The sequence below is a fragment of the Caulobacter sp. GW821-FHT10A06 genome, from assembly GCF_059415805.1.
Genome location: NZ_JBWKNY010000005.1, coordinates 159,299 through 185,154, shown reverse-complemented (window position 1 = coordinate 185,154; position 25,856 = coordinate 159,299). Strand labels below are relative to the sequence as shown.

Below are 25,856 nucleotides of genomic sequence, written 5' to 3'. Positions count from 1 at the left end.
GATGAAGATCTGCTGGGTGACGCCCTTCGTCCTGCGCTCGTCGATCGGCCGGGTCAGCGCCGAGGTCGCCAAGGCCCTGGCCGCGCGGGGCCACCAGGTCGAGATCCTGCGCTGCGAGGATGAGGTCGGCGACGAGCCGCTGCATCCGACCGCCCTGCCCGTCCATCACTGGCGCCGCTACGACCTGGCGCGCCTGCGGACCGAGTTCGACGTCGTCATCGTCAATATCGGCGACAACTATCCCTTCCACGCCGGCGTGTTCGCGATCCTGGACGCCGCGCCGTGCCTGGGGATCTTCCACGACTTCTACATCTACAACCTGTTCTCGGGCTGGCTGCACTACAACGGCCTGGACTATCGCCGGCACGACGCCGAGATCGTCGCGACCTATGGCGAGGCGGCCCTGCCCCACGCCGTGGCCGTGCGCTCGGGCCAGATGCTGGACATGGGCGAGATCGCCCAGCACCTGCCGATGACCGAGTGGCTGGCCGGCCGCTGCCAGGCCGCCCTGGCCCACGCGCGCTTCTACGCGCCCAAGCTGGAGGCCGTGGTCACCGGTCCGGTCGATGTGACCCCGCTGTGCTGCCCCGACCGCGCGACGCCGCCGGGTCCGCCCAAGGCCAAGAGCCAGCTGACCCTCACCACGGTCGGGGTGATGAACCCCAACAAGCGGGTGGCCGACGTCATCCGCGCCATCGGCGGCTCCGACGCCTTGAAGGCCTGCGCCTATCGCCTGGTCGGTCCGATCTCGGACGACGAGCGCACCAAGCTAGAAGGCGTCGCCGCCGAGGTGGGCTTCACGAACCTGGTCATCGACGGCGCCGTCGACGACGAGACCCTGGACCGCCGCCTGGACGAGGCCGACATCATGGTCGCCCTGCGCAAGCCGGTGCTGGAAGGCGCTTCGGGCTCGGCCTGCGAAGGCATGCTCAGCGGCCGTCCCACCGTGGTGGCCCGCGCCGGCTTCTATGGCGAACTGCCTGACGACCTGGTGTTCAAGATCGACGGCGAGATCGTGGTCGAAGAGCTGCGCGACGTCCTGGAGCGCCTGGTCGCCGACGAGGCCCTGCGCCGCGACACCGGCAAGGCCGCCCGCGCCTGGGCGCTGGATAACCTCAACGCCGCCCGCTACGCGCAGTCCGTCGAGACCCTGGCCCAGGCCCAGATCACCAGCCGTCCGCTGCTGGAAGTCGGCGCCCGCCTGGGCTGGCAACTGCAAGGCATGGGCCTGGCCGACACCGACCCGGCCACGGCCCGCATCGGCGCCACGCTGCAGAAGCTGTTCGCGCCGATCGCGCCTTAAGCGCTCTTACTGACCGGCTCGGCGCAGTAGCTGTCCAGGAAGGCCTGGTGCTGCGGCAGGCGCGTCACCGTCCCGGCGATGTTGCGCTTTAGGTCCTCCAGCGCGGCCTTAAGCTGCTGCGGCGGCATCAACCGGCCCATGTGGTGATAGGTCTGGGACTGAACACGCTGGCCCAGCAGCACCTGTAGCCAGGAGTCGGTCTGGAACAGCTCTCCCGGTGCCTGGTAGACCTGGGCGCTCTCGCGGAACAGCGCGATCCGGTGGGCCAGGCTGTCGGGGATGTCCATCGTCCGCACACGGTCCCAGAACGGGCTGTCGGTCCGCTCGGTCGCCTTGTAGTGCAGGATGATGAAGTCGCGGATCTTCTCCAGCTCGTCATCGGCCTGGCGATTGTAGAAGTCGATGGCGGCCTGGCTGATTCCGCCGAACGGGAACAGCTTCATCAGGCGGGTGATGCCGACCATGATCAGGTGGATCGAGGTCGACTCCAACGGCTCGACGAAGCCGCTGGCCAATCCCAGGGCGACGACGTTCTTGTCCCAGGTCTTGCGGCGACGGCCGGTGCGGTAGCGGATCAGGCGCGGCTCGATCAGGGTCTCGCCCTCGATCTCGCCTGTCAGCATGTCGCGCGCCTCGTCGTCGGACATGAACTCATTGCAGTAGACCAGGCCGTTGCCGACCCGGTGCTGCAACGGGATCTTCCAGCGCCAGCCGGCCTTGTGGGCGATGGCGCGGGTATAGGGCACTGCTGGCTCGGTCGAGCGGGTCTGGACGGCCAGGGCGCTGTTGGTTGGCAGCCAATGGCCCCAATCCTCGAATCCGGCCTTCAGGGTCTGTTCGATCAGCAGGCCCCGGAAGCCGGTGCAGTCGATGAACAGGTCGCCTTCGACGACGTCGCCGTTCTCCATGACCAGGGTTTCGACAAAGCCGTCCTCACCGCGCTGGCGGACACTGGCGATCTTGCCCTCGACACGGCGCACGCCGTCGCCCTCAGCCATGCCGCGCAGGAAGCGGCCGTAGAGGCCGGCGTCCAGGTGGTAGGCGTAGTTCAGCGGGCTCTGCTCGCCAGTGTAGAACCGGTTCTGTTCGGCCGCCTTCAGCTCCAGGCAGTAGTCGCCCAGCTCGCCGCCGAAGCCCTGCTCGCGCGCCTGCAGCCAGAAGTGATGGAAGCCGCCCATCCAGGTGGATTTGCCGACCTGGCCGAACGAGTGGATGTAGCGGTCGCCGATCTCGCCCCAGTGCTCGAACGAGATGCCCAGCTTGAAGGTCGCCTGGGTGGCGCGCATGAACGCCGGCTCGTCGATGCCCAGCAAGGCGTTGAAGGTACGGGCCGTCGGGATGGTCGACTCGCCCACCCCAACCGTGCCGATGTCCTCAGACTCGACCAGCGTGATATCCAGCAGCGGGCCCAGTTGTCGGCCCAAAGCGGCGGCGGCCATCCAGCCGGCGGTGCCGCCGCCCGCGATCACCACCTTGCGGATCGTCTGCTGGGTCATGGCGTCCCCTCCCCTGATCTTATCTGTTCAGGCGGTCGAGCAGATACGCCCGCAGCCGCCTGGCCTTCACCTGATCCATCGGCCCCAGCGGGCCCCGCGCCGCTTCGGGCAGCGGCGCCCCGGCGCGGTCGGCGGGGCCGAACACGTAGTAGTCGAACAGGGCCTTCCAGCCCTGCTTCTCGAAATCGGGCCGGTCGCGCAGGCTGAGCAGGCCGTGCAGCAGCGTGGTCATCGGCGTGTCCAGATGGGCCGGCGCGCTGTTCCACCAGTAGTTCACCAGCACGTTGAACGGCTCCAGCGCCTCGACCTGATGCCACCACAGGGCTGGGTAGACCAGGACGTCGCCGGGCTCCATCTCGGCCACCTGGGCCGAACCCTGAGCCTCGCGGAAACCGGGATGCGCGTCGAAGTCGGGATTCTGGAAATCGACTAGGCTGACCACCTGGCCGCCGGGCGTCGGCTCCAGCGGGCCGGGATAGAGGTTGGCCACCTGGTCCGGCGGGAACAGGGTGAAGCGCCGCCGGCCCACGGCGCAGACGGCGATGTTGTTGGACATGTCGTAGTGGGCGGCCGCCGTCGTGCGGTTGCCGATCCAGATGCCGGCCATCGGCGGCTCGGGCCCGAACACCTCGGCCCCCAGGCCCAGGTCGTTGGCGGCCTTCAGGTCCGGGAAGTAGGCGTCCAAGTCGGCGGAGCCGACATAGACCGCCGGCGCATCATTGCGGCCCTCGACCTCCTCAAGACGCTGCAGGAAGGTCTCCAGCGGCGCGCGCTCGGCCTTGAAGTTCATCGCCGTGCGAGTGTCGTCGTAGAAGAAGCGGCCGCCGATGGCCGGGTCGCCGGTGTAGCCCACCACCCGGCCGCCCCGGTCGTGGGCGCGGATGTAGTCGCGGGCCGCCTGGCCGGACTGGAGACCCGCCTGGACCAGCGGCCAGTCGCGGGCCAGGCCTTTGAACAGCATGGGCGTCTGGCCGGCCAGCACCGCCTCGAACGGGATCTCGGCGGGCGTCGCCACCGTGGTCTCCAGCGTCCGACGAGCGGTGATCGCGGTCATGCCAAAGACGCTTGCTTGCGGGTCTTGCGGGCGATCAGCTCCTCGATATTGCCCATCGACGAGATGATCCAGTGCGCCGCGCGCAGCAGGCCCGACTGGTGCAGTCGCTCCAGATCCTCGCCCGTCACGGCCGCCAGGCGGTCCGGCGCCAGGGTGAAGACGTCGGGCAGGTCGTAGCTGGTCTGGTCGTCCAGCTTGATTTCGATATCGATCGGCTCGATCAGACCCAGGTCGTCGAAGAAAGCGAACATCGGCCCGACGACCTCCAGGCCATCATGGATCTGGCCCAGGGCTTGGTTGATCCCTTGCAGATACGGCGCGTTGCCGCCCGCCGGCAGGAACAGGCGCTCGCCCGCGTCGCGGCTGACGCGCGGATGGTCCAGGTCGACATGGATCATCGGCCGAGGCTCGGCGCCCGGTTCGTCGCGTTGCAAGGCGATCGAAAACGGGCCGCGCCGCTGCACGGCGGGGACATAGCGAGCATTCCAGCCGGTCTCGTCCAGGAACAGGTTCTCGTCGCGGTCCAGGCCCAGCAAGGCCACGGCCTGCCAGGCGCCGGCGGCGTCCTTGCGGATCAGGATGGGGTATTCGCGCTGCACCGCCTCGAACTCGGTCGGCAGCACCAGCACCTGGTTCAGCGCATCGCCAAAGGCGACGCCATAACCGGCGATCACGCGCAGGTCGGCGTGGTCGACATTGTTCAGAAGCACTCGGTTCATATCGCCTACTCACGCCCTGAAGGCGTGTACTTCAAAGGAAGAAAGGGACCGCCGCAAGCGCGACGGTCCCTGCCCTCACTGCTAGGAGACTTCCGGTCCTAGAAGCGGTAGCGGGCGCCGAGGAGGAAGCGCCGGTCCAGCTCTTGAGCGAACCAGACCTGCTTCTCGTCACGCGCGTAGGTGCGCAGGTGCTCCTTGGTCAGGTTGATGCCTTCGAAGGAGAGCGACAGCTTGGAGGTGACGTCGTAGCTGACGTTGATGTCCAGCTGGCCGAACGGCGCGACGTTGACAGGGTTGCGCGAGCCGCCGCGATTGGTGGCTTGCAGGAACTTGTCCCGCCAGTTGTAGGCCACACGGGCCGAGAACCCGTACTTTTCATAGATCAGAGTGCCGTTGGCCGTGTCCGACAGACCCAGCAGGGCGAACTGATCCTGGCCCGGGTCGGCGGCGTTGTTGAAGCCGACGTCGCCGCGCACCAGCGTATAGGCCGCCGCGATGCCGAAGCCCGTGTCGCCGAAGAAGTGCTGACCCGCGATTTCGAAGCCGTGGATGTTGCCCGTCTTGTTGATCGGCTGCGAGACCTGGAAGTTGAACAGCGGATCGGTCGCCGAGGGCGAGATGTCCGTGGCCGCCAGGATCTGGTCCACGAAGGCTTGGTTCAGGTCGCCGCTGGGAAGGCGGTTGGCCTGGAACTGGGCCGTGGCCGCCGCCACCGAGCCGGTCGTCTGGATCAGAGCCGCCATCGTGAACAGGTTCACGTCGCCAACGCCCGCGCCGATGGCCGCCAAAGCGGTCTTGGCGTTGCCCGACAGGGTGCCCGGCGCGCCGGAGCTGGGGTCACGCAGGCCGAACATGCTCGACATCTTCGTGCCGGTGCCAACGAAGTTGCTCACCCGCTTGTCGAAGAAGCCGATCGAGATGTAGCTGCTGGGCTTGTAGTACCACTCCAGCGACACATCGACGTTGTCGGAGATCAGCGGATCCAGGTCCGTGTTGCCGATGGCGCCCAGCGGGATGGCCCCGTTGGCGACCGGACGGTTCGGCGTGCCGACGCTCTGGGCGGCGAACAGGTTGTTATAGTCCGGACGCGCGATGGTGCGGCTGAACGAGAAGCGGCCCGTCAGGTCGTCCCGCAGCTCGACCTTGAAGTCCATCGACGGCAGCAGGTTGTTGTACTTCCCCTTGCCCGTCAGCGGTTGATAGACGCCGTTGGTTTTCAGGGTGAAGTCGTTGTCCGCCGTCCAGATGATGGCGCTGGGCACCAGGACCAGCGAGACTGCGTCGGTCTTGGTGGTCTCGTAGCGCAGGCCGGCGACCAGTTCAGTCGGGAGATTCAGGAGCTCCGACTTCCAGACCAGCTGGCCATAGACCGAGGCGATCTTTTCCTGGATGCGGTTGTTTTCCTGGCCCGTGACGCCGACCGCATTGCCCTTGGCCGCATAGACCGGCGACAGGGCGTTGTAGAGGTCAATGGCGTTGGCGCGGAACGACACCAGGCCAGCGCCCGACTGGTTCAGATTGAAGTCGTCGTACTGGCAGGCCAGGCAGAACGCCTTCACCAGGCTGCCGGCGTATTGCGAGACGTCGCGCGGGCTGGACATGCCCCAGCTGCCGAGGTCCTGCTGGGTCGACTTGCTGGTCTGCAGCATGTTGGAGTCGCGGTAGTTACCCCCGAACTCGACGCGGCTGCCGTTGTCGTCCAGGTCCCAGCGGAAGTCGGCCCGGATTTCCTTGACCTTCTGCTGCTGGCGCTGCGCCCAGGTGCGGGCGACCTGGCTAGCCAAGTCGCCGACGTCCAGTTGGCCGTTGCCGTTGCCGCGCAGAGCGTCGTTGATCGTGATGCTCTGGATCGGGACGTCGCCCTCGTAGTTGCCGGTCTGGGTCGTCAGGATCGGCGCGGCGATCGAGACCGCCGTCGAGCTGGCGCCGTTCGGCGTGTTCGGCTTGGAGTCGGCCTTCGAGATGTGGCCGTCCACGCTGACGTGGAAGCGGTCCGAGACGTCCCAGGTGCCGTTCAGGCCGAACGACTTCAGCGAGTCCTCATTGCCGCGGTACTGCTGCTCGAAGCCCGTATCCTTGGTGCCGCTGAGGTTTTCCGACAGCAGGACAGCGGTGGCGACCGTCGGGTTCTTGTCGAAGGTGACCTTGTCGAACGGACGGTTGAACCAGTTGGTGCTGTCGTTGCGGCGCTCGAACGTCTTGTCGTTGGCGTACAGGGCGTCGGCCGTGATCGTCATGGTCTCGATCGGACGGAACTGGACCGTCAGCTGGCCATTGACGCGTTCACGTTCGCCTTGCGCGAAGTGATAGCGGCTGTCGTTGGGGATCGCGACCCAGGTGCTCCCGCTCGACGGCGCATTGGTGATCTGGGTGGCGCCGCCCGGACGGACGAAGCCGTTGTCCGGATTGATGAAGTCGGCGTACGACTTGATGTTCCAGTCGTTCACCGTGGCCGAGCGTGAGGTGTAGTCGCGCTTCTGGTAGCTGCCGAACAGGGTGACGCCGAACTTCTCGCTGTCGTCGACCCAATTGATCAGGCCCGAGGCTTCCGGCGTGTACTTGTGGCCGAAGTCATCGACCTTCTTGTCCATGCTGGTGTCGTAGACGCCCTTGACCCCGATGCTGCCGTTGAAGCCCGGCTTGCCGTCCAGCGGGCGGCGGGTCTTGACGTTGATCGTGGCGCCGATGCCGCCGGTCGGGATGGCCGCACGGCCGGTCTTGTAGACCTCCAGCGTGGACACGCCTTCCGAGGCGAGGTTGGAGAAGTCGAACGAGCGGCTGGTGCCCGACGCGCCATCCGCGGACTGGTCGCCACCGACCGTGGCGACCCGCGCGGTGGGCATGGTGCGGCCGTTCAGGGTCACCAGGTTGAAACTGGGACCAAAGCCGCGGACCGTGACCTGGGAGCCTTCGCCGTTGGTCCGGTCGATCGACACGCCGGTGATCCGCTGGAGCGACTCGGCGAGGTTGGTGTCTGGGAACTTGCCCATGTCTTCGGCGGAGATGGCGTCGACCACGCCGCTGTTGTTGCGCTTGATCTCGATCGACCGTTCGAGTGAAGCGCGGATGCCGGTGACGACGATCTCGTCGACGGCGTTATCTTGGGTCTGCTGAGCCAGCGCGGAGCTGGCGAACATGGCCGCCGTGATGGCGACGCAAGAGGCAGACGCGTGCAAGCGACGAAGCCGCTTCATAGCCGTTCCCCCTAATAAAAGCCCTCTGTGGGGCGATGTTTATTGTTACGAACCGGAAGCATTTCCCGGTCGCTCTTCCCGTTCCCGCTCCGGGTGAACAACCCATGCACGAGAGACTAGTTAGCGGTAACATCGGTCTTTGACCGCCGCAATGGCCAATTGACAGCGCTAGCAATTATTTTTCAAGGCCATTCTGGTCGTATTTCTACTACAAATGACCGGTGTTTTTGGCCGCTCGCTGCACTGCCGCGAAGGCGCTTTATTCCGCCCATCGCGCCAAAGTTGCGTTACATTTCGCGGTGGAAACCGGTGTCCACGCATACGAATGCATGACGGCGGCCAGCATCGCGCTAGCCGCCGCCTCTCATGCGTGCATGGATTTTCGAGTTTGGTTGCGGCGCGTCAGCCGAGGTCGAGATCGACGCTGGCGCTCTTCAGGCCGTCGGCGATCGCGACCACCCTCGCTCGCCCCGACTGATTCCGCCGGGTCCGGACGATCGCCTGGGCCAGGCCGTTGAAGGCTTTGCGCTGATTGGCGACGTCGGGCTCGTGACTGGTCGGATTGCCGTTGCCCACGCCGATCACGTCCGCCGCGCCCGTGAGCTCGAAGCGGACCAGATTCTCAGCGCGCGGCACGATGCGGCCCTTGGCGTCCAGCACCTCGACCTTGAGGATCGCCACGTCTTGGCCGTCGGCCTTCAGCTTCGTGCGATCGGCGGTCAGGCGCAGGGCGGCCGGCGTCCCGGCCGTCTCGCGACGGGCGCGGAGGATGACCTTGCCGTTCTTGTAGCCATGGGCCTCGATGACGCCCGGCGCATAGGGCACGGACCACTCGACGTGGTGGTTGGCCTTCACCTCGCGCATGCCCTGGCTCTTGCCGTTCAGGAACAGCTCAACCTTGTCGCAGTTGCTGTGCGCCCAGACCGCCACCGGCTGGCCCTCGCGGCCTTCCCAGTTCCAGTGCGGCAACAGGTGCAGCAGCGGCTCGGACCGCCACCAGGCGCGGTAGTAGAAGTAGTTGTCCTTCGGGAAGCCGCAGGTGTCGAAGGCCCCGAAGTGCGAGCTGATGCTGGGCCAGCGGTTGAACGGCGTCGGCTCGCCGCGATAGTCGAAGCCGGTCCAGATGAAGCCGCCCGCCATCCACGGCCGCTCGGCCGCATGGCTCCACCACTTCTCGGCCGTCGTCGCCCACCAGGGGTGGTCGGTGTCGTAGGCCGGCACGTAGCTCTTGGCCTCGTCACGGACGTACTCGCCGCGCGTCGTCACCACGCTGGCGCTTTCGCTGCCAATGATGGGCACGGCCGGAAAACGCTCGTGGAAGGCGTCCATCTTCTCGTGGCGATAGTTGAAGCCCTGCACGTCGATGACCGTGCTGATGCCCTCGCCAAAGCCGTTGTCCATCGCCGCCGTGACCAGACGCGAGGGGTCCAGGCGATTGACCAGGCGCTTCATGGTCTTGGCGACCTTGATCCCGCGCGCAGTGGCCTGCTGCGGCTCCTCGTTGCCGATCGACCACAGGATCACCGAGGGGTGATTGCGGTCGCGGCGGACCAGGCGCTCCAGCTCGTCCATGGAGGTCGGATCACTGGACATCCGGCGAGTCTCGTCGATCACGAGAATGCCCAGGCGGTCGCAGGCGTCCAGCAGCTCGACCGTCGGCGGATTGTGCGAGGCGCGATAGGCGTTGCAGCCCATCGACTTCAGCTGCTCCAGCCGCCAGACCTGCAAAGCGTCCGGGATCGCAGCGCCGACGCCGGCATGATCCTGGTGATTGCAGGCGCCCTTCAGCTTCACCGGCTTGTCGTTGAGGAAGAAGCCCTGTTGGCCGTCGAAACGCACCGAGCGGACGCCGAAGCGGGTGACAAAACGGTCGACGACCGTCCCGCCGACCTTGGTCTCGGTGACCAGCGTGTAGAGATGCGGGGTTTCCAGCGACCACAAGACCGGATTGGCCAGGGTCACCGTCTGCGACAGGCCCTGGCGCTCCCAGGCCGGGATGCGGTCGGCGGCGGGAGCAACGGCCAGCACGGGCTTGCCGGCGGCGTCCAGCACCGCGTGGCTGACCTCGAAGGCCTGGGCCGTGTCGCCCTCGTTGATCAGGTCGGTGTCGATCTGCAGCGTGCCGTCGACCTTGGCGCGAACGAAGACGCCCCACTGCGGCACGTGGACCGGCGCGGTCTTGACCAGCCAGACGTGGCGATAGAGCCCGGCCCCTTCGTAGAACCAGCCCTCGCCCAGACTGGCGTCGACGCGGACGGTCAGTTGGTTGTCGCCGCCGATATTGGCGATGTCGGTAATGTCGACGCGGAACGGCGAATAGCCGCTGTCCTCGCGCTCCAGGATGTAGCCGTTGACGATGACCACGGCGTCGCGGAAGGCGCCGCCGAACTCGATCGACAGGCGCTTGCCGGCGTCGCTGGCCGGCAGGGTGAAGGTCTTGCGGTACCAGCCGACGCTGGTCTCCGGGAACTCGCGGCCCAGCGCCTTGTAGCCGTGGGCGGCGCGCAGATCCTCGTCGTCCGGCTTGCCCGAGGGTTTGTAGTCGAGGTTGTTGGCGAACGGCAGTTCGACGGCCCAGTCGTGCGGCAGGGTCACCGGCTTCCAGGCGCTGTCGTCGAAGTCCTTTTGCGCGGCGGCGGCTACCCACCACGACGGCGCGCTGGCGCCGGCCTTGGCGAAGGTGCGCTGGTTGGCGCCGAAGCCGAAGTCCTTGGTGGGATCGGACGCATGGCCCAAGGCGAAGCGCCAGTCGAAGTCCAGCGACGTCCGCTCACGCGGGCCCAGGTCCACAGCGGCGACCGGCGCGACCTGGGCGCTCGCCGCCGCGGCCTTTGCCAGCAGCGCCGCGCCGGCGGTCACCGCCAGCGCTTGGCGTCGGTTGATCTGGACCATCATCAACTCCCTCAACTCAATACCGTCTTCCCGGCGAAAGCCGGGATCCAGATCCCATGGCGCCAGGGCTGATTGGAGGGCCGCTGAGCTTATGGCGTCAGCTCAACGCCCTTCCATCTGGGCCCCGGCTTTCGCCGGGGAAACGGACTTTGGATTCTAAAACTTCAGCGTCACGTCGACGAGGAAACGACGGCCATAGCTGTCGTAACGGCCGATCCGGTTGGGATCGTTGTCGCGGTACATCCGCAGTTCCTGGTTGGTCAGGTTGTTGACCTGGAAGCGGACGCCGATGCGCTCGTTGACCTGGTAGGACGAGCTGAAGTCGAGGGTCTTCTCGGTCGCCAGGGTCTGCAGGTCCGAACCGTTCCAGCCGTAGATGACGGTCATCGGCGAGTGGTACTTCCAGCCCAGGCGGGCCTCGAAGCCGGCATTGGAGTACCACAGGTCCACCGTCGCGGTGTTCTTGGCCAAGCCGGTCATCCGCAGCGGATTATTGACCGGTGAGAACTCCTTCAGGTTCGATTCCACATAGGCGTAGTTCGAATAGATGCCGAACTTGCTGAGCGGCCCCGGCAGGAAGAAGAACGGCGTCTGGAAGGTCAGTTCCGCGCCCTGGATGTGGCCGCTGCCGCCGTTGGCCGGGCTGGCGACCGTGTAGGTCTGGCCGCCGAACGTGGCCGGGGTCTGCTTCCAGCCGATATAGCTGTCGACGGCCTTGTAGTAGTACGAAATCGCCACCAGGGCTTCCGGACGGAAGTAGTATTCGGCCGAGGCGTCGAACTGGATGGCCTCGAACGGCTTCAGCTTGGGATTGCCCGCGCTGCCGGTCCACGGCGCCCAGTTGGCCAGGGTGCGGCTGGCGCGCAGCTCGTCCAGCGGCGGACGGGCGATGACCTTGGCCACGCCCAGGCGCAGCAGCTTGCCGTCGCCGAAGTCCAGCTTGGCGTTCGCCGAGGGCAGGAGGTCGGTATACGCGTTGTCGAGCGTCACGGCCTTGAAGGCGCTGGCGGTGTCCTGCTGCTGGCCGTCGCTGCTGGTCTTGGTGTGGACCAGGCGGGCGCCGACATTGCCGGTGACCCACGAGCCGCCCACGCCGTCGCCGGCGAAGTTCAGCTTGGCGAAGCCTTCATAGACCTTCTCGTTCACGGCCCAGCGCGAGGCCAGGTCCTCGGTCGCCTTAGAGACGGCGAAGGCGTTGGCCCCGTAGGCGACCGCCGCGATCTTGTCGATGTCGCCGGTCAGCAGGGCCGGGACATTGGCCCCGTCGCTGAGCTTGTAGGCTTGCAGCAGGCTGGTCGGGATCGTCGCGCCGGTGGCCGACGGGGCGAAGGTGAAGCGGGTGTGATCCTTGGTGCGGTCCGAGGCGCGCACACCGAACTGCACGCTCTTGAAGACGCTGTCGCCGCCGAAGTCGCGGGCGAAGTCCAGGGCCGCGGCCTTCAGCTCGTCGTTCAGGCGCTCGGGGCCGTCGTGCGAGCCGGCCAGGTCGGCGGTCTGGCTGAGCTTGATGCTTTCCTGGCTGGTGGTGATGGTCGGCGTCACGCCGGCGCGCCAGTCGAAGCTGGTCCAGTCCGGCCAGGCCTCGAAGCGCACGGCCTTCCAGGTGTTGGTCCGCTTGGCCTTGGAGTAAGAGACGTCGCCGGTGACGGTCCACTGGTCGCCGGTCCACTTGCCGTTCAGGCCGCCGGCGAACAGGTCCTTGTCCTCGCTGTACTTGGCCAGCACGGTCTGCACCGAGCTGAACGGCAGGCGGCCCGCCACGACGGCATTGTTGATCAGGGTGAAGGACGCGCCGGCGGCGTGGTAGTCGCCGTCGTTCCAGCCGGTGTTGGTGCCGTCGCCGCGGTTCCAGTTGCCCCAGTTGTTGGCGCCCCAGACGGTCTGGTCCTGGACCTCGGTGATCTTGATCTTCGAATAGAGCGCGTCGGCCTTCAGTTCGAACGTGTCGGTCGGCTTGAACTGCAGGCCGCCCGAGATCCCGGTGCGCTTCTGGTCGATGCGGCTGGCCGACATCTGCGCGCCCCAGGGCGTGTAGTCGACCTTGCCGTCGCGGTTCAGGTCGCTGGAATAGTCGCTGGCCCCGGCCGGCGGGCGGGCGTTGCTGTCGTTGTAGCCCCAGCCCGTGAACGAGCCATAGCCGTTCTTCTGGCGCTGGGCGGTGACGCCCAGGACCACGGCCAGATCGTCGTTCAGCTTGTGAACGAACGAGCCCGAGCCACGATAGCCGGTCGTGCCGTAGTTGGGGATGTCCTTGCCGCCGTCATAGAACACCGGGCCGGCGCGCAGCACGAAGGCCGGGCCGCGATAGTCCAGCGGCGCGATGGTGTCGATGTTGATGGTGGCCGCGACGCCGCCGGCGATCAGGTCGGCCGACTGCGACTTGTAGACCTGCACGCCCGAGACGACTTCCGACGGATAGATCTCCCAGCGCACGTTGCGGTCGGGCTCGGACGAGGCGACCTCGCGGTTGTTGATCGTGCCCAGCACCAGGCGCGCGCCCAGGCCGCGCACGACGGCCTGGCTGTCATTGCCCCGGTCGCGGGTGGCGTTGACGCCCGGCAGGCGGGCGATGGACTCGGCGATGGTGACGTCGGGCAGGACGCCGATGTCCTTGGCCGAGATGGCTTCGACGACCTTGTCGGAGCCCTGCTTCACCGCCAGGGCGTCGCGCAGGCTCTTGCGGACGCCGGTGACGACGACTTCTTCGACCTGCGAGGTTTCGGTGGTCTGGGCCTGGGCGCCGACAGCGAAGGTCAGCGCGATGCCGCTGACAGCGGCGAGCAGAATGGCATGGCGAGTCATGTGTTTCCCCCTGATGAAACAGCGCCGCGCTTCGTTTTTATGGCGCGGCTGCCTTGGGCTGCGACGCGTCCTCAGCGTCAGACGCTCCCGCGAGCGTCACAAACCTCATTTATCATATCAATCGCACAAGGCAAGTCACTCCAACGGAATGACGCTGGCGCCCTTGCCCACGGTCGCGCTCTTGGCCGGCGCGTCGCCGACGGTGGCCGCGTCAGTCGCCGTGGCGGCGGTCACCGAGGCTCCGGGCATCAGGCGCGTGCGATAGGTCCAGGCGCCGTTCTCCAAGGTCATGGGACGCGGACCGACGCCGCCCAGGAAGTCGCCGTCGATGAACCGCGCGGCCTCGCCCTTGGCGGTGACGCGGAAGGTCACGTCCACCGGCATGACGTAGGGCGCGGTCAGCCACTGGACGCCTTCCAGCGCCTGGCCCTTGAAGTCGAACAGCGCCGCGTTCTCCCAGTTGGAGCCCGTGCCCCAGCGGGTCTTGCACTTCGTCGAAAGCCACGCCGGCTCCCAGTAGACGACCCCGACCCCGCCATTGGCGTAGACCAGCTGGGTCAGGTCTGTGAGGTACTTCTTCTGGCCTGCCGTCGTGGCCGGATAGCCGGCGATCAGGGAGTCGGCGCCCAAGAGGTTGGGCGAGGCGTCGGCGCCGTCATTGGTGAACGGATAGGCCGTCTCGACCACCAGCACGTCGGCCGAATACAGGTGTCGCAAGCGGTTGATCGTCTCGCCCAGCTGCGCCATCGAGCGCTTAGACCACTTGCTGTAGTAGCTGATGCCGATCAGGTCGAAGTCGGTGACGCCGGCCTTGGCCGCCGCCGCGAACCACGGCTCGACGTTTTCGGGCTGGGCGATGTGCAGCATAATCCGCGGCTTGATCTTCGCGGCCGCCCCAGCGTCCCGCACGGCCTTGATGCCGGCGTTGAACAGCAGGGCGTTGCGCTCCCAATTGATCGGCTCTTTCGCCTTGGCGAGGCTGGAGACGATCTCGCCATTAGTCTCGTTGCCCACCTGGACGAGGTCGGGCATCAGCCCCTCGCGATCCAGCTCGGCGAGGGTGTTGTGGGTGAAGGCGTACAGCGCCTTGGCCTGGTCCGGCGTCGACAGCTTGGCCCAGGCCTTGGGCGCGATCTGCTTGTCGCCGTCGGCCCAGTCGTCGGAATAGTGGAAGTCCAGCAGCACCTGCAGCCCGGCCTTGCGAGCCTTGGCGATGCTGCGCTTGACGTCCTTCAGGTTCGAGTACGGCGTCCAGTCGGGGTCGTTCCAGATGCGGATCCGCGCCACGTTGGCGCCGGCCGACTTGAAGAAGGCGTAGGGCTCGACCGTCTTGCCGCCCGCCCGATAGACGGCCCCGCAGTCCTCCATCTCGTTGGCGTAGGAGATGTCGACGCCCAGATAGGTCTGGGGCGCTGCGTGCGCCGGCGCGGCCATCAGGGCTGCCAGCGAAAGCGCGATCAGCGAAGTACGGGCGTTCGACATGTTTCCTCCGTCGCGGGCGCATCGAGGCGCGCCGCTGCGGAGCGACTATCATTTATCGTACAATTGATGCAAGCCGTCGTTCAGGTCTCGGCGAAGCGCGCCTGGGCCACCTCGGCCAGCAGGGCGTAGAGCGCGGCGACGTCCAGCGGCTTGCGCAACACCCCGTCGGCCCCATCCTCGCGATACCGGGCCACGTCCTCGGGGAAGACGTTGGCGGTCAGCATCCAGATCGGGATGCGCGTCCCGGCCGGCTCGGCGCGGCGGATCTCGCGCACGGCGTCGCGCCCGCCCAGCACCGGCATGTTGACGTCCATCAGGATCAGGTCGAAGGCCCCGGTCCGCCACAGGTCCAGGGCCAGGGCCCCGTCCTCGGCGAAGGTCAGCGACACTGGCGCGCTCTCCAGCGCCAGCGCTAGCACCCGACGGTTGGCGGCGTTGTCCTCGGCCGCCAGGACGCGGATCTCGCCAGGCTGGCCCTTCTCGCGCACCGGCGGCGCGGAGACCAGGCGATGGATCGGCGCGGCGAACGCGAACCAGAACACCGCCCCGCCCTGCCCGCCCAGGGTCGCGGCCGGCGGGTCGACGGCGATCTCGCCGCCCATCAGGGCCAGGTTCTGGGCGCTGATCTTCAGGCCCATGCCGGTGCCGCCTTGCAGCCGGCCACGCTCGGTCTGGTCCCAGGCCTCGAACACCTTCAATCGCTCGTCGGCGGGGATCGGCGGCCCCGTGTCGGCGACCTCGACCAGCACCCGCAGGTCGCCGCCCTGCACCACGCCGGCCAGGCGCAGGGTGACCTTGCCACCGGCCGAGACCGCGCCCAGAGCGTTGGAGACCAGATTGACCAGGGTCTGCTCGACCCGAACCAGATCGGCCACCACCAGGAACGACAGGGTCGGGTCGGCGTCCTCCAGGGTCAGCGACACGCCGATCGCGCGGGCGTGGCTGCTCCAGACCCGGACCACGGAGCGCGCCAGGGTCCGCAGGTCGACCGGCACGATGTCCAGCTTGGCGCGCAGCGGGTCGGCGCGGGCCAGATCGAGGATGCCGTCCAGCAGACGGTTCAGCTGCTCGCCGCCCTCGACCACGCCGGCGGCCAGCTCGGCCTGGCGCGGCGTCAGGGACTCGCCCCGCAGCGAGCGGGCAAAGCCCAGGATGGCGTTCAGCGGCGTGCGGATTTCGTGGCTGGCCACAGCCAAGAGCTCGCTCTTGGCGCGGTTGGCGGCCTTGGCCTCGTGCATGGCCTGGGTCATGGCGACATTGTTGCGGGTCAGGTCGCGGGCGGTGCGAGTCAGGGCCTGGTCCGTCGCCTGCTGGCGCGCGGTCACCAGCAGCACCGCCGCCACGAACAGCATCACGGCCAGGGTGTAGTGATCCAGCTGGAAGGGGTGGCTCCAGTCGATCGCGATCCACACCAGGGTCAGGGACGGCGGGATCACCCCGATCAGATAGCTGACCCGCGTCAGGTGCACCCGCAGGGCCGCGAACAGCAGCACGCAGATCGCCAGCAGCGCCGCCTCGACCTGGTATTGGGAGCCCTCCCACAGCCGGATCCGCACCGCCATCCAGCAGGCGTTGCTGACCAGCAGCAGCATCAGGATGTCGGACTGCAAGGCCAGCCGCTTGTGGGCCTTCACCGGGTCCGGATCACGCAGGGCGACCTCGGTGGCCATGAACAGGCCGAAGTAGAGGCCGAACTCCACCACGCCCAGGGCGGAGATATCCCAGGGCGCGAAACTCATCAGCAGCAGGACGAAAACGGCGACCAGGGCCAGGCGTGACAGCGCGACGCTACGCGAGTAGCGCACCAGCCCGTCCAGCTGGGTCACATCGGTCGGCCGCTTCAACATCAGGGTCCTGCCCGAGCCCTCTTCCGTCAGGGAAGTCGCGTTCCCATAGGGCTACGATTCGCGCCGCAAGGATCGCCCCAAACGCGAGTGGCTAGACGACCAGGCTCAGGCCCAGCACGCACAGCAGGCCGACCACGCCGACCAGGCTTTCCATCACCGTCCACGACAGGAACGTGCCCTTCAGGTCCAGGCCGAAATACTCCTTGAACAGCCAAAATCCCGGGTCGTTGACGTGCGAGAACATCAGGCTGCCCGCCCCGACCGCCAGCACCATCAGGTTGGGGTCGACATGGCTGGCGGCGATGACCGGCTGCAGCAGGCCGGCGGCGGTCAGGCCGGCGATGGTGGCCGAGCCCAGGGCCACGCGAATGACCATGGCGATCAGCCAGCCCAGCACCAGCGGATGCAGCGGCAGCGCCGTCAGCCAGGCGCCCAGTTGGTCGCTGATCCCGGCGTCGACAAACACCTGCTTCAGCGCCCCCGCTCCGGCCAGGATCAGCAGGATGCCGGCGACGTCCTTCAGGGCGTCGGCGTAGCGGCCCATCTGGCCGGTGAAAGCCTGCCCGCGCAGCACGCCCAGGCTGAAGGTGGCGTAGATCAGCGACAGGGTCAGCACGACCACCGACTGGCCCAGGAAGCCGACCAGCGGCTTGCCGGCCGAGGTCGCCGGCATCGTCACCAGCAGCACCGTGGTCACGGCGATCAGCAGCACCGGCAGCAGCGCGGTCGTGAAGCTGTTGAAGGCGCCGGGCGTCTTGGCGTCCTCGGTCTCGGCCATGGCGAACGAGGTCTCGGCCCCGGCCTGCGCCTGCGGGATGGCGTTGAGGCGCTTGAGGGTCAGGGCTAGCAACGGCCCGCCGGCGGCCAGGGCCGCGATGCTGACGATCAGGCCGTAGCCCAGGGTCAGGCCGGTGTCGGCCCCGAACAGGCTGATCAGCGCCACCGGCGAGGGATGCGGCGGCAGGAAACCGTGAGCCACCGACAAGCCGCACAGCAACGGCAGGCCCACATAAACCGGCGGCAGGTCAGCGCGCTTGGCGATGGTCAGGATCAGCGGGACCATGACCACGAAGCCGACGCTGTAGAACAGCGGAATGCCGACGATCAGGCCGGTCAGGGCCATGGCCAGCAGGATGAAGCGCAGGCCCACGGCGCCGATCAGGGTGCGGGCGATGCTCTGGGCCGCCCCGCTGTCGGCGATGGCGCGGCCGAACATGGCGCCCAGGCAGATGATGGCGGTCAGGCTGCCCAGCATGTCGCCGACGCCCTTTTCCATCGACTTGGCGACGTGATCCAGCGGCATGCCGAAGCACAGGGCCGCGACCAGGGCGGTCAGCAGGAAGGCGACGAACGGCGGGACCTTGCCCCAGCCGATCAGGACGACCAGCAGCGCGATCAGCGCGACGACCGCGAACACCATCAGGAAGCCTCGCCCTCAGCTGCGGAGACGTTCCGCGTTCTGACTAGAAAAGAGCGATTCCCCGGTCTCGCGAGGTCCGATCGCAATACCGGGGAATCAGGAACCCTCGCGGCGGGGAGGACCGTCGGAGGGGCTCTGCCCGCCGCTCCACCGGGGAGGTGGAAGAGCGGCGGGCGATGGAGCGCGCCGACCGGCGACGCGCCCCAGGGGGCTAGAACCTCAGGCGCACGCCGGCGCGGTACATCCGGCCGATGACGTCGTAGAGGAACGGGTTCACACCGGGGCTGACATTGGTCGTCGGCGAGCCGGCCGGATCCTTGTCGAACAGGTTGTCGACCTTGAAGTAGGCCGTCGCGTTGTTCGTCACTTCATAGGACCCGCCGATGTCGACGTAGGTCGCGCCCTTCATCTTGTTCTTGTCGATGGTGCGGTAGGCCACGGTCGAGACCGGGCAGCCGCTGGTGCACTGGATCCACTCGTTGTTGTAGACGCCGTCGCTGAACCAGCGCTCGTAGATCGACAGGCTGAGCTTGTCGGTCGACCAGGTCTGGCTGAACGTCGCCTTCCAGTCCGGAGTGTTGCCGCTGTTCACGCCGGCGCTGTCCACCGTGATCGTGCCCAGGACGCCCGAATTGGTCTTGAACTCGATCATGTGCGTGGCCAGGGCGCGCAGCGAGAGGCTGCCCTTCAGGCCCCAGTCTTCCAGGTTCTTGCGGTACACGGCTTCCAGGTCGAAGCCCTTGTTGCGCAGGGTGGCGACGTTGAAGGCCTGGACCCGGACGAAGTTGGTGTTCGGGACCGTGCTGGTCAGCAGCATCGCACCGCAGATCTCCTGGTTCCCGGCGACGCACAGGTCGACCAGGTCCTGGGCGGCCAGCGAGCTGATCGCGCCATCGACCTTGATCTCGAAATAGTCGGCCGAGAAGCTGAAGCCCGGCAGGAACTTCGGCTCGGTCAGGACCACGCCGACCTCGGTGTTGCGGGCGATTTCGGGCCGCAGGTTGCGGTTGCCGACGATCTCCTGCAGCACGTTCACGGCGGTGCCGCGATAGAGGACGGTGGCGTTGGTCACCACCGGCGGGGCGGCGATCTCGCCCAGGTTCGGGGCGCGGATGTCGCGCGAGGTCACGGCGCGGAAGCGCAGGCCCTCGAACGGGGTCTTCCAGACGCCGCCGATCTTCCAGGTCGTGACGTTGCCGGCCGTCGAATACTTGGTCTGACGGACCGCGCCGTTGATGTTGCCTTCGCCCAGCGCGTCCGACTTGAACAGCGGGACGTTGGCTTCGACGTAGCCTTCGGTCACGTGATAGTAGCCCGCGCCGCTGTGGTAGTTGCCGGCGTACCAGTTGTTGCCGACGGTGCGGATCAGCGGGTCAGCCGGATAGTCGTCGGTATAGGGGTTCTCGGCCCAGATGCCGTCGCCATAGGGGTCGCCGAGGGTCTTGTAGTCCTGCTCACGCCACTCGACACCGGCGGCGATGGCCACCGGGCCGGCCGGCAGCGAGAAGGGCTCGCCGCTGACGTTGAAGCTGGCCACGGACTCGATCAGCTTGGAGCGCTGACGCGGGCCGTTCTTGGGCATGACGTAGTTCAGCGCGGCCGGATCCAGGGCCACCTGGCCGATGACGTTCAGCGGCACGCAGCCATTGGCGCGGGCGATCGGGTCGCGGCAGATCACCGTGCCGTTTGGGCCGGCGATGGCGTCGATCGCGGCGTTGTAGCGCGGCGTGACCGAGATGTTGTCCACGTCCAGGCGGACGCGGTTCATGCCGTAGGCGTAGTAGGCGTCGTACTTCCAGTCGGTGCCGAACAGGTTCTGCGAACCGGTGAAGCCCAGCACGAAGCGCTTCTGTTCACGCTTGATGTTGACGTCGATCGGCCCGAAGCCGCCGTTGCTGGTGCCGAACTGGAAGTTGGTGATGCCGTTGGTGACGCAGGCGGCCTTGATGGCGGCCGGCACGAACGGGTTCTCGCACTGGATCGTCAGGCCGGTCCGCTCGGCGCCGATGTTCGGCTGGTTGAGCGAGAAGACCTGGGCGAAGTTGGCGGTCAGATAGACTTCGAGATTGTCGTTCAGCTGATAGCCGACGCGGGTGTAGGCGACCTTGCGCTTGATGCGCGCGGCCAGGGTCGGCGAGGCGCCGATACCGCCGGACAGGTCACCGCCCACGCAGAACGGGCTGAAGCAGTTGGTCACCGCCCCGGTGCCGGTGGCGACGCCGTTCGAGCCGTACTGGAACTGACGGGGCTGACCGCCAGGGCCGAAGGCGATGCCTTGCAGCGGGCCGTTGGTGATCAGGCCGTACTGGGCGTACTGGATCTGCTGGGCGTTGTTGATCACCCGGTACTGCGGCAGGCCGTCGGTGGTCGAGGCCAGCGGGCGCACTTGGATGGCGGGCGTCGTGAACCAGTCGCGGCCACCGGCCTGCTTGGTGCCGAAGCCGCCGGCCAGGACGCCGGCTTCACGGCTGAACTCGCCGCTGGCGGTCACGTGCAGGCGGTCGTTCAGGAACGCCTTGCCGACGGCCAGCTGGGCCACGACCGTGTCGTTGTCGTGATACTTGCTCTCGCCGCCTTCGAAGCGGGCCTTGAAGCCCTCGAAGGTCTTGTCGGTGACGAAGTTGACCACGCCGCCGATGGCGTCCGAGCCGTACGAGGCCGAGGCGCCGCCGGTCACCACGTCGACCTGCTTGATCAGCAGCTGCGGGAACTGGCTGACGTCGGTGACGCCGTTGACGTTGGCCGGCGTGACGCGCTGGCCGTCCAGCAGGGTCAGGGTGCGGGTCGCGCCCAGGCCGCGCAGGCTGAGCGAGGACAGGCCCTGCTGGCCCGAGCTGGTGCCGTTGGCGCCGACCGAGCGGCCGGTGCTGCCTTGCAGGGCCGGCATCTGGGTGATGGCCTGGAAGACGTTGGGCTGAGCGGCCTTGTCCAGATCCTCCGACGTCACCGTGGTGGTCGGCGTCGGCTGGTTGAAGCCACGCGAATTGAGGCGCGTGCCGGTGACGACGACTTCCGTGATGGTCGTGTCGTCGGCGGCCGCCGTATCAGCTTGTTGCGCCGCGTTGGCCGTCGCCCCCCAGGACAACAGCGCCAGCGCCGACGCGGTGCCGGCATAAAAGCCGCGATTGAACTTGAACAAAATCCCTACCCCCGTGCTGAGAAGACCACTCTCCTGGCGCCCTCTGCTGGAGCGCTGACTGCGTCGCATTACTTCTTTTTATTATCAGCACGGATGCGCTGGTTCTTTTTCGACTTCAGGAGACCGGTCAGGACTCGAAACGTACTTTCGATACGCTCTCATTTTCCTGGGCCAGGGGCCTTGATCAGAACGAGACGAGGATAGGCATGGCGCTCAGATAACGTCAATCACAAAACATTCATTTATGTAGCACTCATAACATCATTGCTCACTTTTACATCGTCATTCGGCGAATTCCCTTTGCTTTTCAAAGAGACAGCACGATGCCCAAGAACGCGGCGCCGGCCATGAAGGACCAATCCGCGCCCGCGCGCCATGCTACCGGTCCCACAACCGGATGCTTCGTGTTTTCAATGATTTTCAGCAATTCTACCCAAGCGACAGCTTCCGTTACGCCAACGTCTAATGTCCAGCGCCCCTCTCGACCTGAACGGAAGCGCGATGTAGTCACAATATCAAAGATGATCGCGGCGAAGGCCGGGAGGACCTCGACATGACGGCTTTTCGCCCCCTGATGCTGGCCCTGGCCGCCGCCTCCTGCCTGACCTCGCCCGCCCTGGCGGCCACGACGCCAGCCCTCGTGCCCTGGCCCGCCGCCTATGCGCCCCAGTCAGGCGTGTTCAAGCTCACCGCCAAGACCCCGATCTACGTCCCCGCCGGCGACGCCGAGGCCAAGGCCGTGGCGCAACAGCTGCGCGACATGCTGGTTCGCGCCAGCAAGCCCGCCCTGAAGATCGTCGAAGGCGGCGCGGTCCCGGCCGACGCGATCGCCTTCAAACGCGGACAGCGCACCGGCGAGGCCTACGATCTGGAGATCACCCCCGCCAGCGTCACCATCGCCGCCGGCGACCGCAAGGGCCTGTTCTACGGCGCGGTCACCGTCTGGCAGCTGGCGACCAACGGCCCCGCCCTGCCCGCCGCCAGCATCCAGGACGCGCCGCGCTATGCCTGGCGCGGCTTCATGCTGGACAGCGCCCGCCACATGCAGAGCATCGCCGAGATCAAGCGCCTGATCGACGCCATGGCCGCCTACAAGCTGAACGTCCTGCACTGGCACCTGAACGACGACCAGGGCTGGCGGCTGGAGATCAAGGCCTATCCGAAACTGACCAGCGTCGGCGCTTGGCGCACGCCCAAGGGCGCGGACGCCTATCGCCCCGCACCCGCGAAATACGAGCCCTATGGCGGCTTCTACACGCAAGCCGAAGCCCGCGAGATCGTCGCCTATGCCGCCGCGCGCAACATCATGGTCGTGCCCGAGATCGAGCTGCCCGGCCACGCCACCGCGGCGATCACCGCCTATCCGGAGCTGGGCGTCACGGGAAAGATCCCGGAGTCAGGCATGTCGGACTGGGGCGTGTTCCCCAATCTTTACAACGTGGATGACACCACCTTCGCCTTCCTGGAGACGGTGCTGGACGAGGTGGTCGACATCTTCCCCGCCCCCTACCTGCACATCGGCGGCGACGAGGCGATCAAGAACCAGTGGCAGGCCAGTCCCAAGGTTCAGGCCAAGATCAAAGAGCTGGGCCTGGAGAACGAGGACAAGCTGCAGAGCTGGTTCATCAACCGCATCGCCGCCCACCTGGCGGCCAAGGGCCGGCGGATCGTCGGCTGGGACGAGATCCTCGAGGGCGGCGCCCAGCAGAGCTCGATCATCATGGCCTGGCGCGGCGTCGACCGCGCCGCCGAGGCCGCCCGCCACGGCCACGACACCATCCTGACGGCGCATCCGCAGTTCTACATGGACAGCCGCCAGAGCCTGTCGGCCAACGAGCCGCCCGGCCGCAGCGAGCTGTCGACGCTGAAGGGCCTCTACACCTTCAACGAGCTGGCCGAAGGCATGACGCCGGAGCAGGCGCGCCACGTGATCGGCGTGCAGGCCAACACCTTCACCGAGCACCAGCGTACCGCCAAGCGGGTCGAGACCATGGTCTTCCCGCGCCTGACCGCCGTGGCCGAACTGGGCTGGACCCAGCCGGCGCGCCGCGACTGGAGCCGCTATAGCCATGGCCTGCCGGTGACGCTGGGCCAACTGGATAAGCTGGGCGTCGCCCATGACGGCGTGCCGTTCGAGCCCGAAGCGACCCTGGCCCCGGCCGGCAACCGCCTGAGCGTCAGCCTGGCCTCGGCCCTGGGCATCGGCGAGATCCGCTATGCCACGGACGGCAAGGCCCCGACGGCCGCCTCGCCACTCTATGCCGCGCCGCTGACCCTGGAGGACGGCGAGAAGCTGAAGGCCCGCACCTTCCTGAACGGCCAGCCGCTGGGCGGCGTGCGTGACATCGACGTCTCGACGCACGCGCTGAACGCCCGCGTCAGCAGTCATCTGAAGTTCTGCGGCGAAACCGTGCCACTGCGCATGGAGGCCGACTTCCCGCGCGAGGGCCAACGCCCGGTGTTCATGACCGGCAACTACCGCCCCTGCTGGGTCTGGGAAGGCGCGGACCTCGCCAAGGGCGCGACCCTGACGGCGCGGATCGGCCAGACGCCGTTCAACTTCCAGCTGGCCGGCGGCCGGCGCATCGTCGACTTCAACAAGCCAACGACCAGCCCTTACGGCGAGCTGGTGGTTCGGAAACGCGAGACTGGTGGCCCGACGTGCGAGGGCGAAACCCTGGCCATCCTGCCGATCGACGCGGCGGCGGCTGGCAAGGCTGGGCTGTCGGAGATCACCACGAAGATCCCAGCGACGGCGGACGTGAAGGACGTTTGCCTTACGTTCAACCGGCCCAGCCGGGACATGCTGTGGGCGCTGGATGCGGTGACGCTCGAGCCCAACCGCTAGCGGGTCCGCCCTCGTCCTTCGACAGGCTCAGGATGAGGGCTACTGGCAGGGCCGTTGAAATAGAAACCTCATCCTGAGCTTGTCGAAGGACGAGGTTTCGGGCCCTCAGTCCCCGATCGGCTGCTGCGGCGCGATGCCATGCAGCCACGCCACACTCCCCCGCGCCCGGCGCAGCATCTGGTGCGCGCGGTCGCCCAGGGCCACCGCCACCGCATAGGCCAGCCGGTCGATCACGAACAGCTGCGCGAACCGCATCGGGTTGGGCTGGAACTCCTCAACCCCCGAAGCGGCCAAACCCACATGTAGGCAGATGTCGGCGTCGCGCCCCAAAGGCGACTCGCCGTCGGTGATCGCGATGCAGACGGCCTTGTAGTACTTGGCCAGCTCCATGCTCTCCTGCAGCTCGCGCGGGCGGCCGGTGGAGGACAGGAACACCGCCACGTCGCCCTCGGACAGTATCGCCGCCGACATGCGCTGGGCGTAGCCGTCGGTGAACACCATGGCCGGCACGTCCAGGCGGAACAGGCGGTTGTGGATCTCGGTGGCCAGGGCCGCCGAACTGCCGCCGATGCCGTAGATCACCACCCGCCCGGCCCGCGCGATGGCGGCGGCGGCGGCGTCCAGGTCCTTCTCGACCAGGCTGTCGCGGGTGCGGTTCAGGGCCTCGATGATGGTGTCGAAGACGCGGTCACCCACGGCCTCGTCGCCAGCCGCCAGGTTGCGGGCGGCGGGGTCGGGACGGCGCGGCGCGGGGGCCGGACGCGTCGCCCGCTCGCGCTGGTCGGTCATGGCCTGGGCCAGGGCCAGTTCCTGGATCAGCCGAAACTTCAGGTCCTTGAAACCCTCGCAGCCGACGGTGCGGCAGAAGCGCAGGACGGTCGGTTCGGAGAGGCCCAGATCGGTGGCGACCGAGCGGACGCTGGAACGGACGAACTCGTTGGGCGACTTCAGGATCAGCTTGGCGATCTTGAGATCGGAGCGCGTCATCGCCTCCATCATCGACTCGAGTCGCGGAAGGATGTCGCTGCCGTCGGTCTGCGTCGCAGGCTGGCTGCTCATCCCGTCTTCCCCTTAACCCCGCAATGCATCTTCGGACAGTTTCCCGTTGCGCCGCAATAGATAGTGGCGCCGATGTCGGCCGGCAATCGTATTTGACGGCTGAATGATAGCTTGAATGAAAGTTTCACTACATTTTCGTTGACACCACTACATCCATAGTGGCTCTTGCGATCGCAACAGCGCGTGTTTCGCAAGCTTTTGGGAGGTTCTCTTGTCGATCGAACGCATCGGGGCCACGGCCACCGGGACCGGCGGGCAGACCCTGCCCTTCTGCCAGGCGACGATCGCCAACGGGTTCGTCTTCGTGTCCGGCCAGGTGGCCATGGACGAGAACGGCGTCGTGGTCGAAGGCGGCATCGTCCCGCAGACCCACAAGACCATCCAGAACGTCGTCGCCATCCTGGAAAAGGCCGGCTGCACCCTGAAGGACGTCGTGAAGGCCAACATCTGGCTGGACGACGCCCGCGACTTCCACGCCTTCAACCGCGTCTATGCCAGCTATTTCGACGGCGCCTTCCCGGCCCGCGCCTGCGTGCAGTCGCCGCTGATGATCGACGCCAAGGTCGAGATCGAGGTCGTCGCCCTGAAGCCTCAAGCCTAG

Annotated in this window: 14 protein-coding genes; 3 read left to right on the top strand and 11 right to left on the bottom strand. The window is 67.0% G+C overall.

Features of this window, described 5'->3' with window-relative positions:
- Position 1 precedes the first annotated feature (1 nt).
- Positions 2-1,303 carry a glycosyltransferase family 4 protein gene (locus AC07NF_RS15610; protein ID WP_494629106.1) on the top strand — a complete coding sequence of 434 codons (1,302 nt, stop codon included), beginning with the start codon at positions 2-4 and terminating at the stop codon, positions 1,301-1,303.
- Here the strand turns inward: AC07NF_RS15610 and AC07NF_RS15605 are convergent.
- The 10 genes from AC07NF_RS15605 to AC07NF_RS15560 form a co-directional block, all read right to left on the bottom strand.
- The gene (locus tag AC07NF_RS15605) at positions 1,300-2,799 is read right to left on the bottom strand and encodes a tryptophan halogenase family protein (RefSeq protein WP_494629109.1); all 1,500 of its coding nucleotides are present in this window, start codon (positions 2,797-2,799) and stop codon (positions 1,300-1,302) included. The genes AC07NF_RS15610 and AC07NF_RS15605 overlap by 4 nt on opposite strands.
- A 19-nt stretch (positions 2,800-2,818) precedes the next feature.
- Complete coding sequence (locus tag AC07NF_RS15600; protein WP_494629446.1) at positions 2,819-3,925, bottom strand: cupin-like domain-containing protein; 1,107 nt, start codon at positions 3,923-3,925, stop codon at positions 2,819-2,821.
- Positions 3,850-4,572, bottom strand: coding sequence for a SapC family protein (locus AC07NF_RS15595; RefSeq protein ID WP_494629111.1), 723 nt, complete (start codon positions 4,570-4,572; stop codon positions 3,850-3,852). Before AC07NF_RS15595 ends, AC07NF_RS15600 begins: the two co-directional genes overlap by 76 nt.
- A gap of 98 nt (positions 4,573-4,670) precedes the next feature.
- A complete protein-coding gene (locus AC07NF_RS15590) occupies positions 4,671-7,766 on the bottom strand; it encodes a TonB-dependent receptor (protein WP_494629113.1) in 3,096 nt (1,031 codons plus the stop codon).
- A 402-nt stretch (positions 7,767-8,168) separates the two neighbouring features.
- Complete coding sequence (galA, locus tag AC07NF_RS15585) at positions 8,169-10,658, bottom strand: beta-galactosidase GalA (RefSeq protein ID WP_494629448.1); 2,490 nt, start codon at positions 10,656-10,658, stop codon at positions 8,169-8,171.
- A 156-nt stretch (positions 10,659-10,814) separates the two neighbouring features.
- Positions 10,815-13,460 (bottom strand): TonB-dependent receptor, encoded by a 2,646-nt coding sequence (locus AC07NF_RS15580; RefSeq protein WP_494629115.1) that lies wholly within the window; start codon positions 13,458-13,460, stop codon positions 10,815-10,817.
- 135 nt (positions 13,461-13,595) lie between these two features.
- Positions 13,596-14,942, bottom strand: coding sequence for a glycoside hydrolase family 53 protein (locus AC07NF_RS15575; protein ID WP_494629117.1), 1,347 nt, complete (start codon positions 14,940-14,942; stop codon positions 13,596-13,598).
- An 80-nt stretch (positions 14,943-15,022) separates the two neighbouring features.
- The gene (locus AC07NF_RS15570; protein WP_494629119.1) at positions 15,023-16,789 is read right to left on the bottom strand and encodes a response regulator; all 1,767 of its coding nucleotides are present in this window, start codon (positions 16,787-16,789) and stop codon (positions 15,023-15,025) included.
- Positions 16,790-16,880: 91 nt separating this feature from the next.
- Entirely contained in the window at positions 16,881-18,209 is a 1,329-nt protein-coding gene (locus AC07NF_RS15565) for a GntP family permease (protein WP_494629121.1), read from the bottom strand.
- 211 nt (positions 18,210-18,420) lie between these two features.
- On the bottom strand, positions 18,421-21,348 hold the full coding sequence (locus tag AC07NF_RS15560) for a TonB-dependent receptor domain-containing protein (protein WP_494629124.1): 2,928 nt from the start codon (positions 21,346-21,348) through the stop codon (positions 18,421-18,423).
- Positions 21,349-21,901: 553 nt separating this feature from the next.
- Here AC07NF_RS15560 and AC07NF_RS15555 point away from each other — a divergent pair.
- Positions 21,902-24,196 (top strand): beta-N-acetylhexosaminidase, encoded by a 2,295-nt coding sequence (locus AC07NF_RS15555; protein WP_494629127.1) that lies wholly within the window; start codon positions 21,902-21,904, stop codon positions 24,194-24,196.
- A 105-nt stretch (positions 24,197-24,301) separates the two neighbouring features.
- Here the strand turns inward: AC07NF_RS15555 and AC07NF_RS15550 are convergent, their stop codons facing one another.
- Positions 24,302-25,255 carry a MurR/RpiR family transcriptional regulator gene (locus tag AC07NF_RS15550; protein ID WP_494629129.1) on the bottom strand — a complete coding sequence of 318 codons (954 nt, stop codon included), beginning with the start codon at positions 25,253-25,255 and terminating at the stop codon, positions 24,302-24,304.
- Between the two features lie 211 nt (positions 25,256-25,466).
- Here AC07NF_RS15550 and AC07NF_RS15545 point away from each other — a divergent pair, with 211 nt between their 5' ends.
- Positions 25,467-25,856: a RidA family protein gene (locus tag AC07NF_RS15545; protein ID WP_295107190.1), complete on the top strand. Its 390-nt coding sequence runs from the start codon at positions 25,467-25,469 to the stop codon at positions 25,854-25,856.

Excerpts from the sequence above, each read along its gene's own strand:
- AC07NF_RS15610 (WP_494629106.1), top strand. The coding sequence starts at position 2 with ATGAAGATCTGCTGGGTGACGCCCTTCGTCCTGCGCTCGTCGATCGGC.
- AC07NF_RS15605 (WP_494629109.1), bottom strand. The coding sequence starts at position 2,799 with ATGACCCAGCAGACGATCCGCAAGGTGGTGATCGCGGGCGGCGGCACC.
- AC07NF_RS15595 (WP_494629111.1), bottom strand. The coding sequence starts at position 4,572 with ATGAACCGAGTGCTTCTGAACAATGTCGACCACGCCGACCTGCGCGTG.
- AC07NF_RS15590 (WP_494629113.1), bottom strand. The coding sequence starts at position 7,766 with ATGAAGCGGCTTCGTCGCTTGCACGCGTCTGCCTCTTGCGTCGCCATC.
- galA (WP_494629448.1), bottom strand. The coding sequence starts at position 10,658 with ATGGTCCAGATCAACCGACGCCAAGCGCTGGCGGTGACCGCCGGCGCG.
- AC07NF_RS15580 (WP_494629115.1), bottom strand. The coding sequence starts at position 13,460 with ATGACTCGCCATGCCATTCTGCTCGCCGCTGTCAGCGGCATCGCGCTG.
- AC07NF_RS15575 (WP_494629117.1), bottom strand. The coding sequence starts at position 14,942 with ATGTCGAACGCCCGTACTTCGCTGATCGCGCTTTCGCTGGCAGCCCTG.
- AC07NF_RS15570 (WP_494629119.1), bottom strand. The coding sequence starts at position 16,789 with ATGTTGAAGCGGCCGACCGATGTGACCCAGCTGGACGGGCTGGTGCGC.
- AC07NF_RS15565 (WP_494629121.1), bottom strand. The coding sequence starts at position 18,209 with ATGGTGTTCGCGGTCGTCGCGCTGATCGCGCTGCTGGTCGTCCTGATC.
- AC07NF_RS15555 (WP_494629127.1), top strand. The coding sequence starts at position 21,902 with ATGACGGCTTTTCGCCCCCTGATGCTGGCCCTGGCCGCCGCCTCCTGC.
- AC07NF_RS15550 (WP_494629129.1), bottom strand. The coding sequence starts at position 25,255 with ATGAGCAGCCAGCCTGCGACGCAGACCGACGGCAGCGACATCCTTCCG.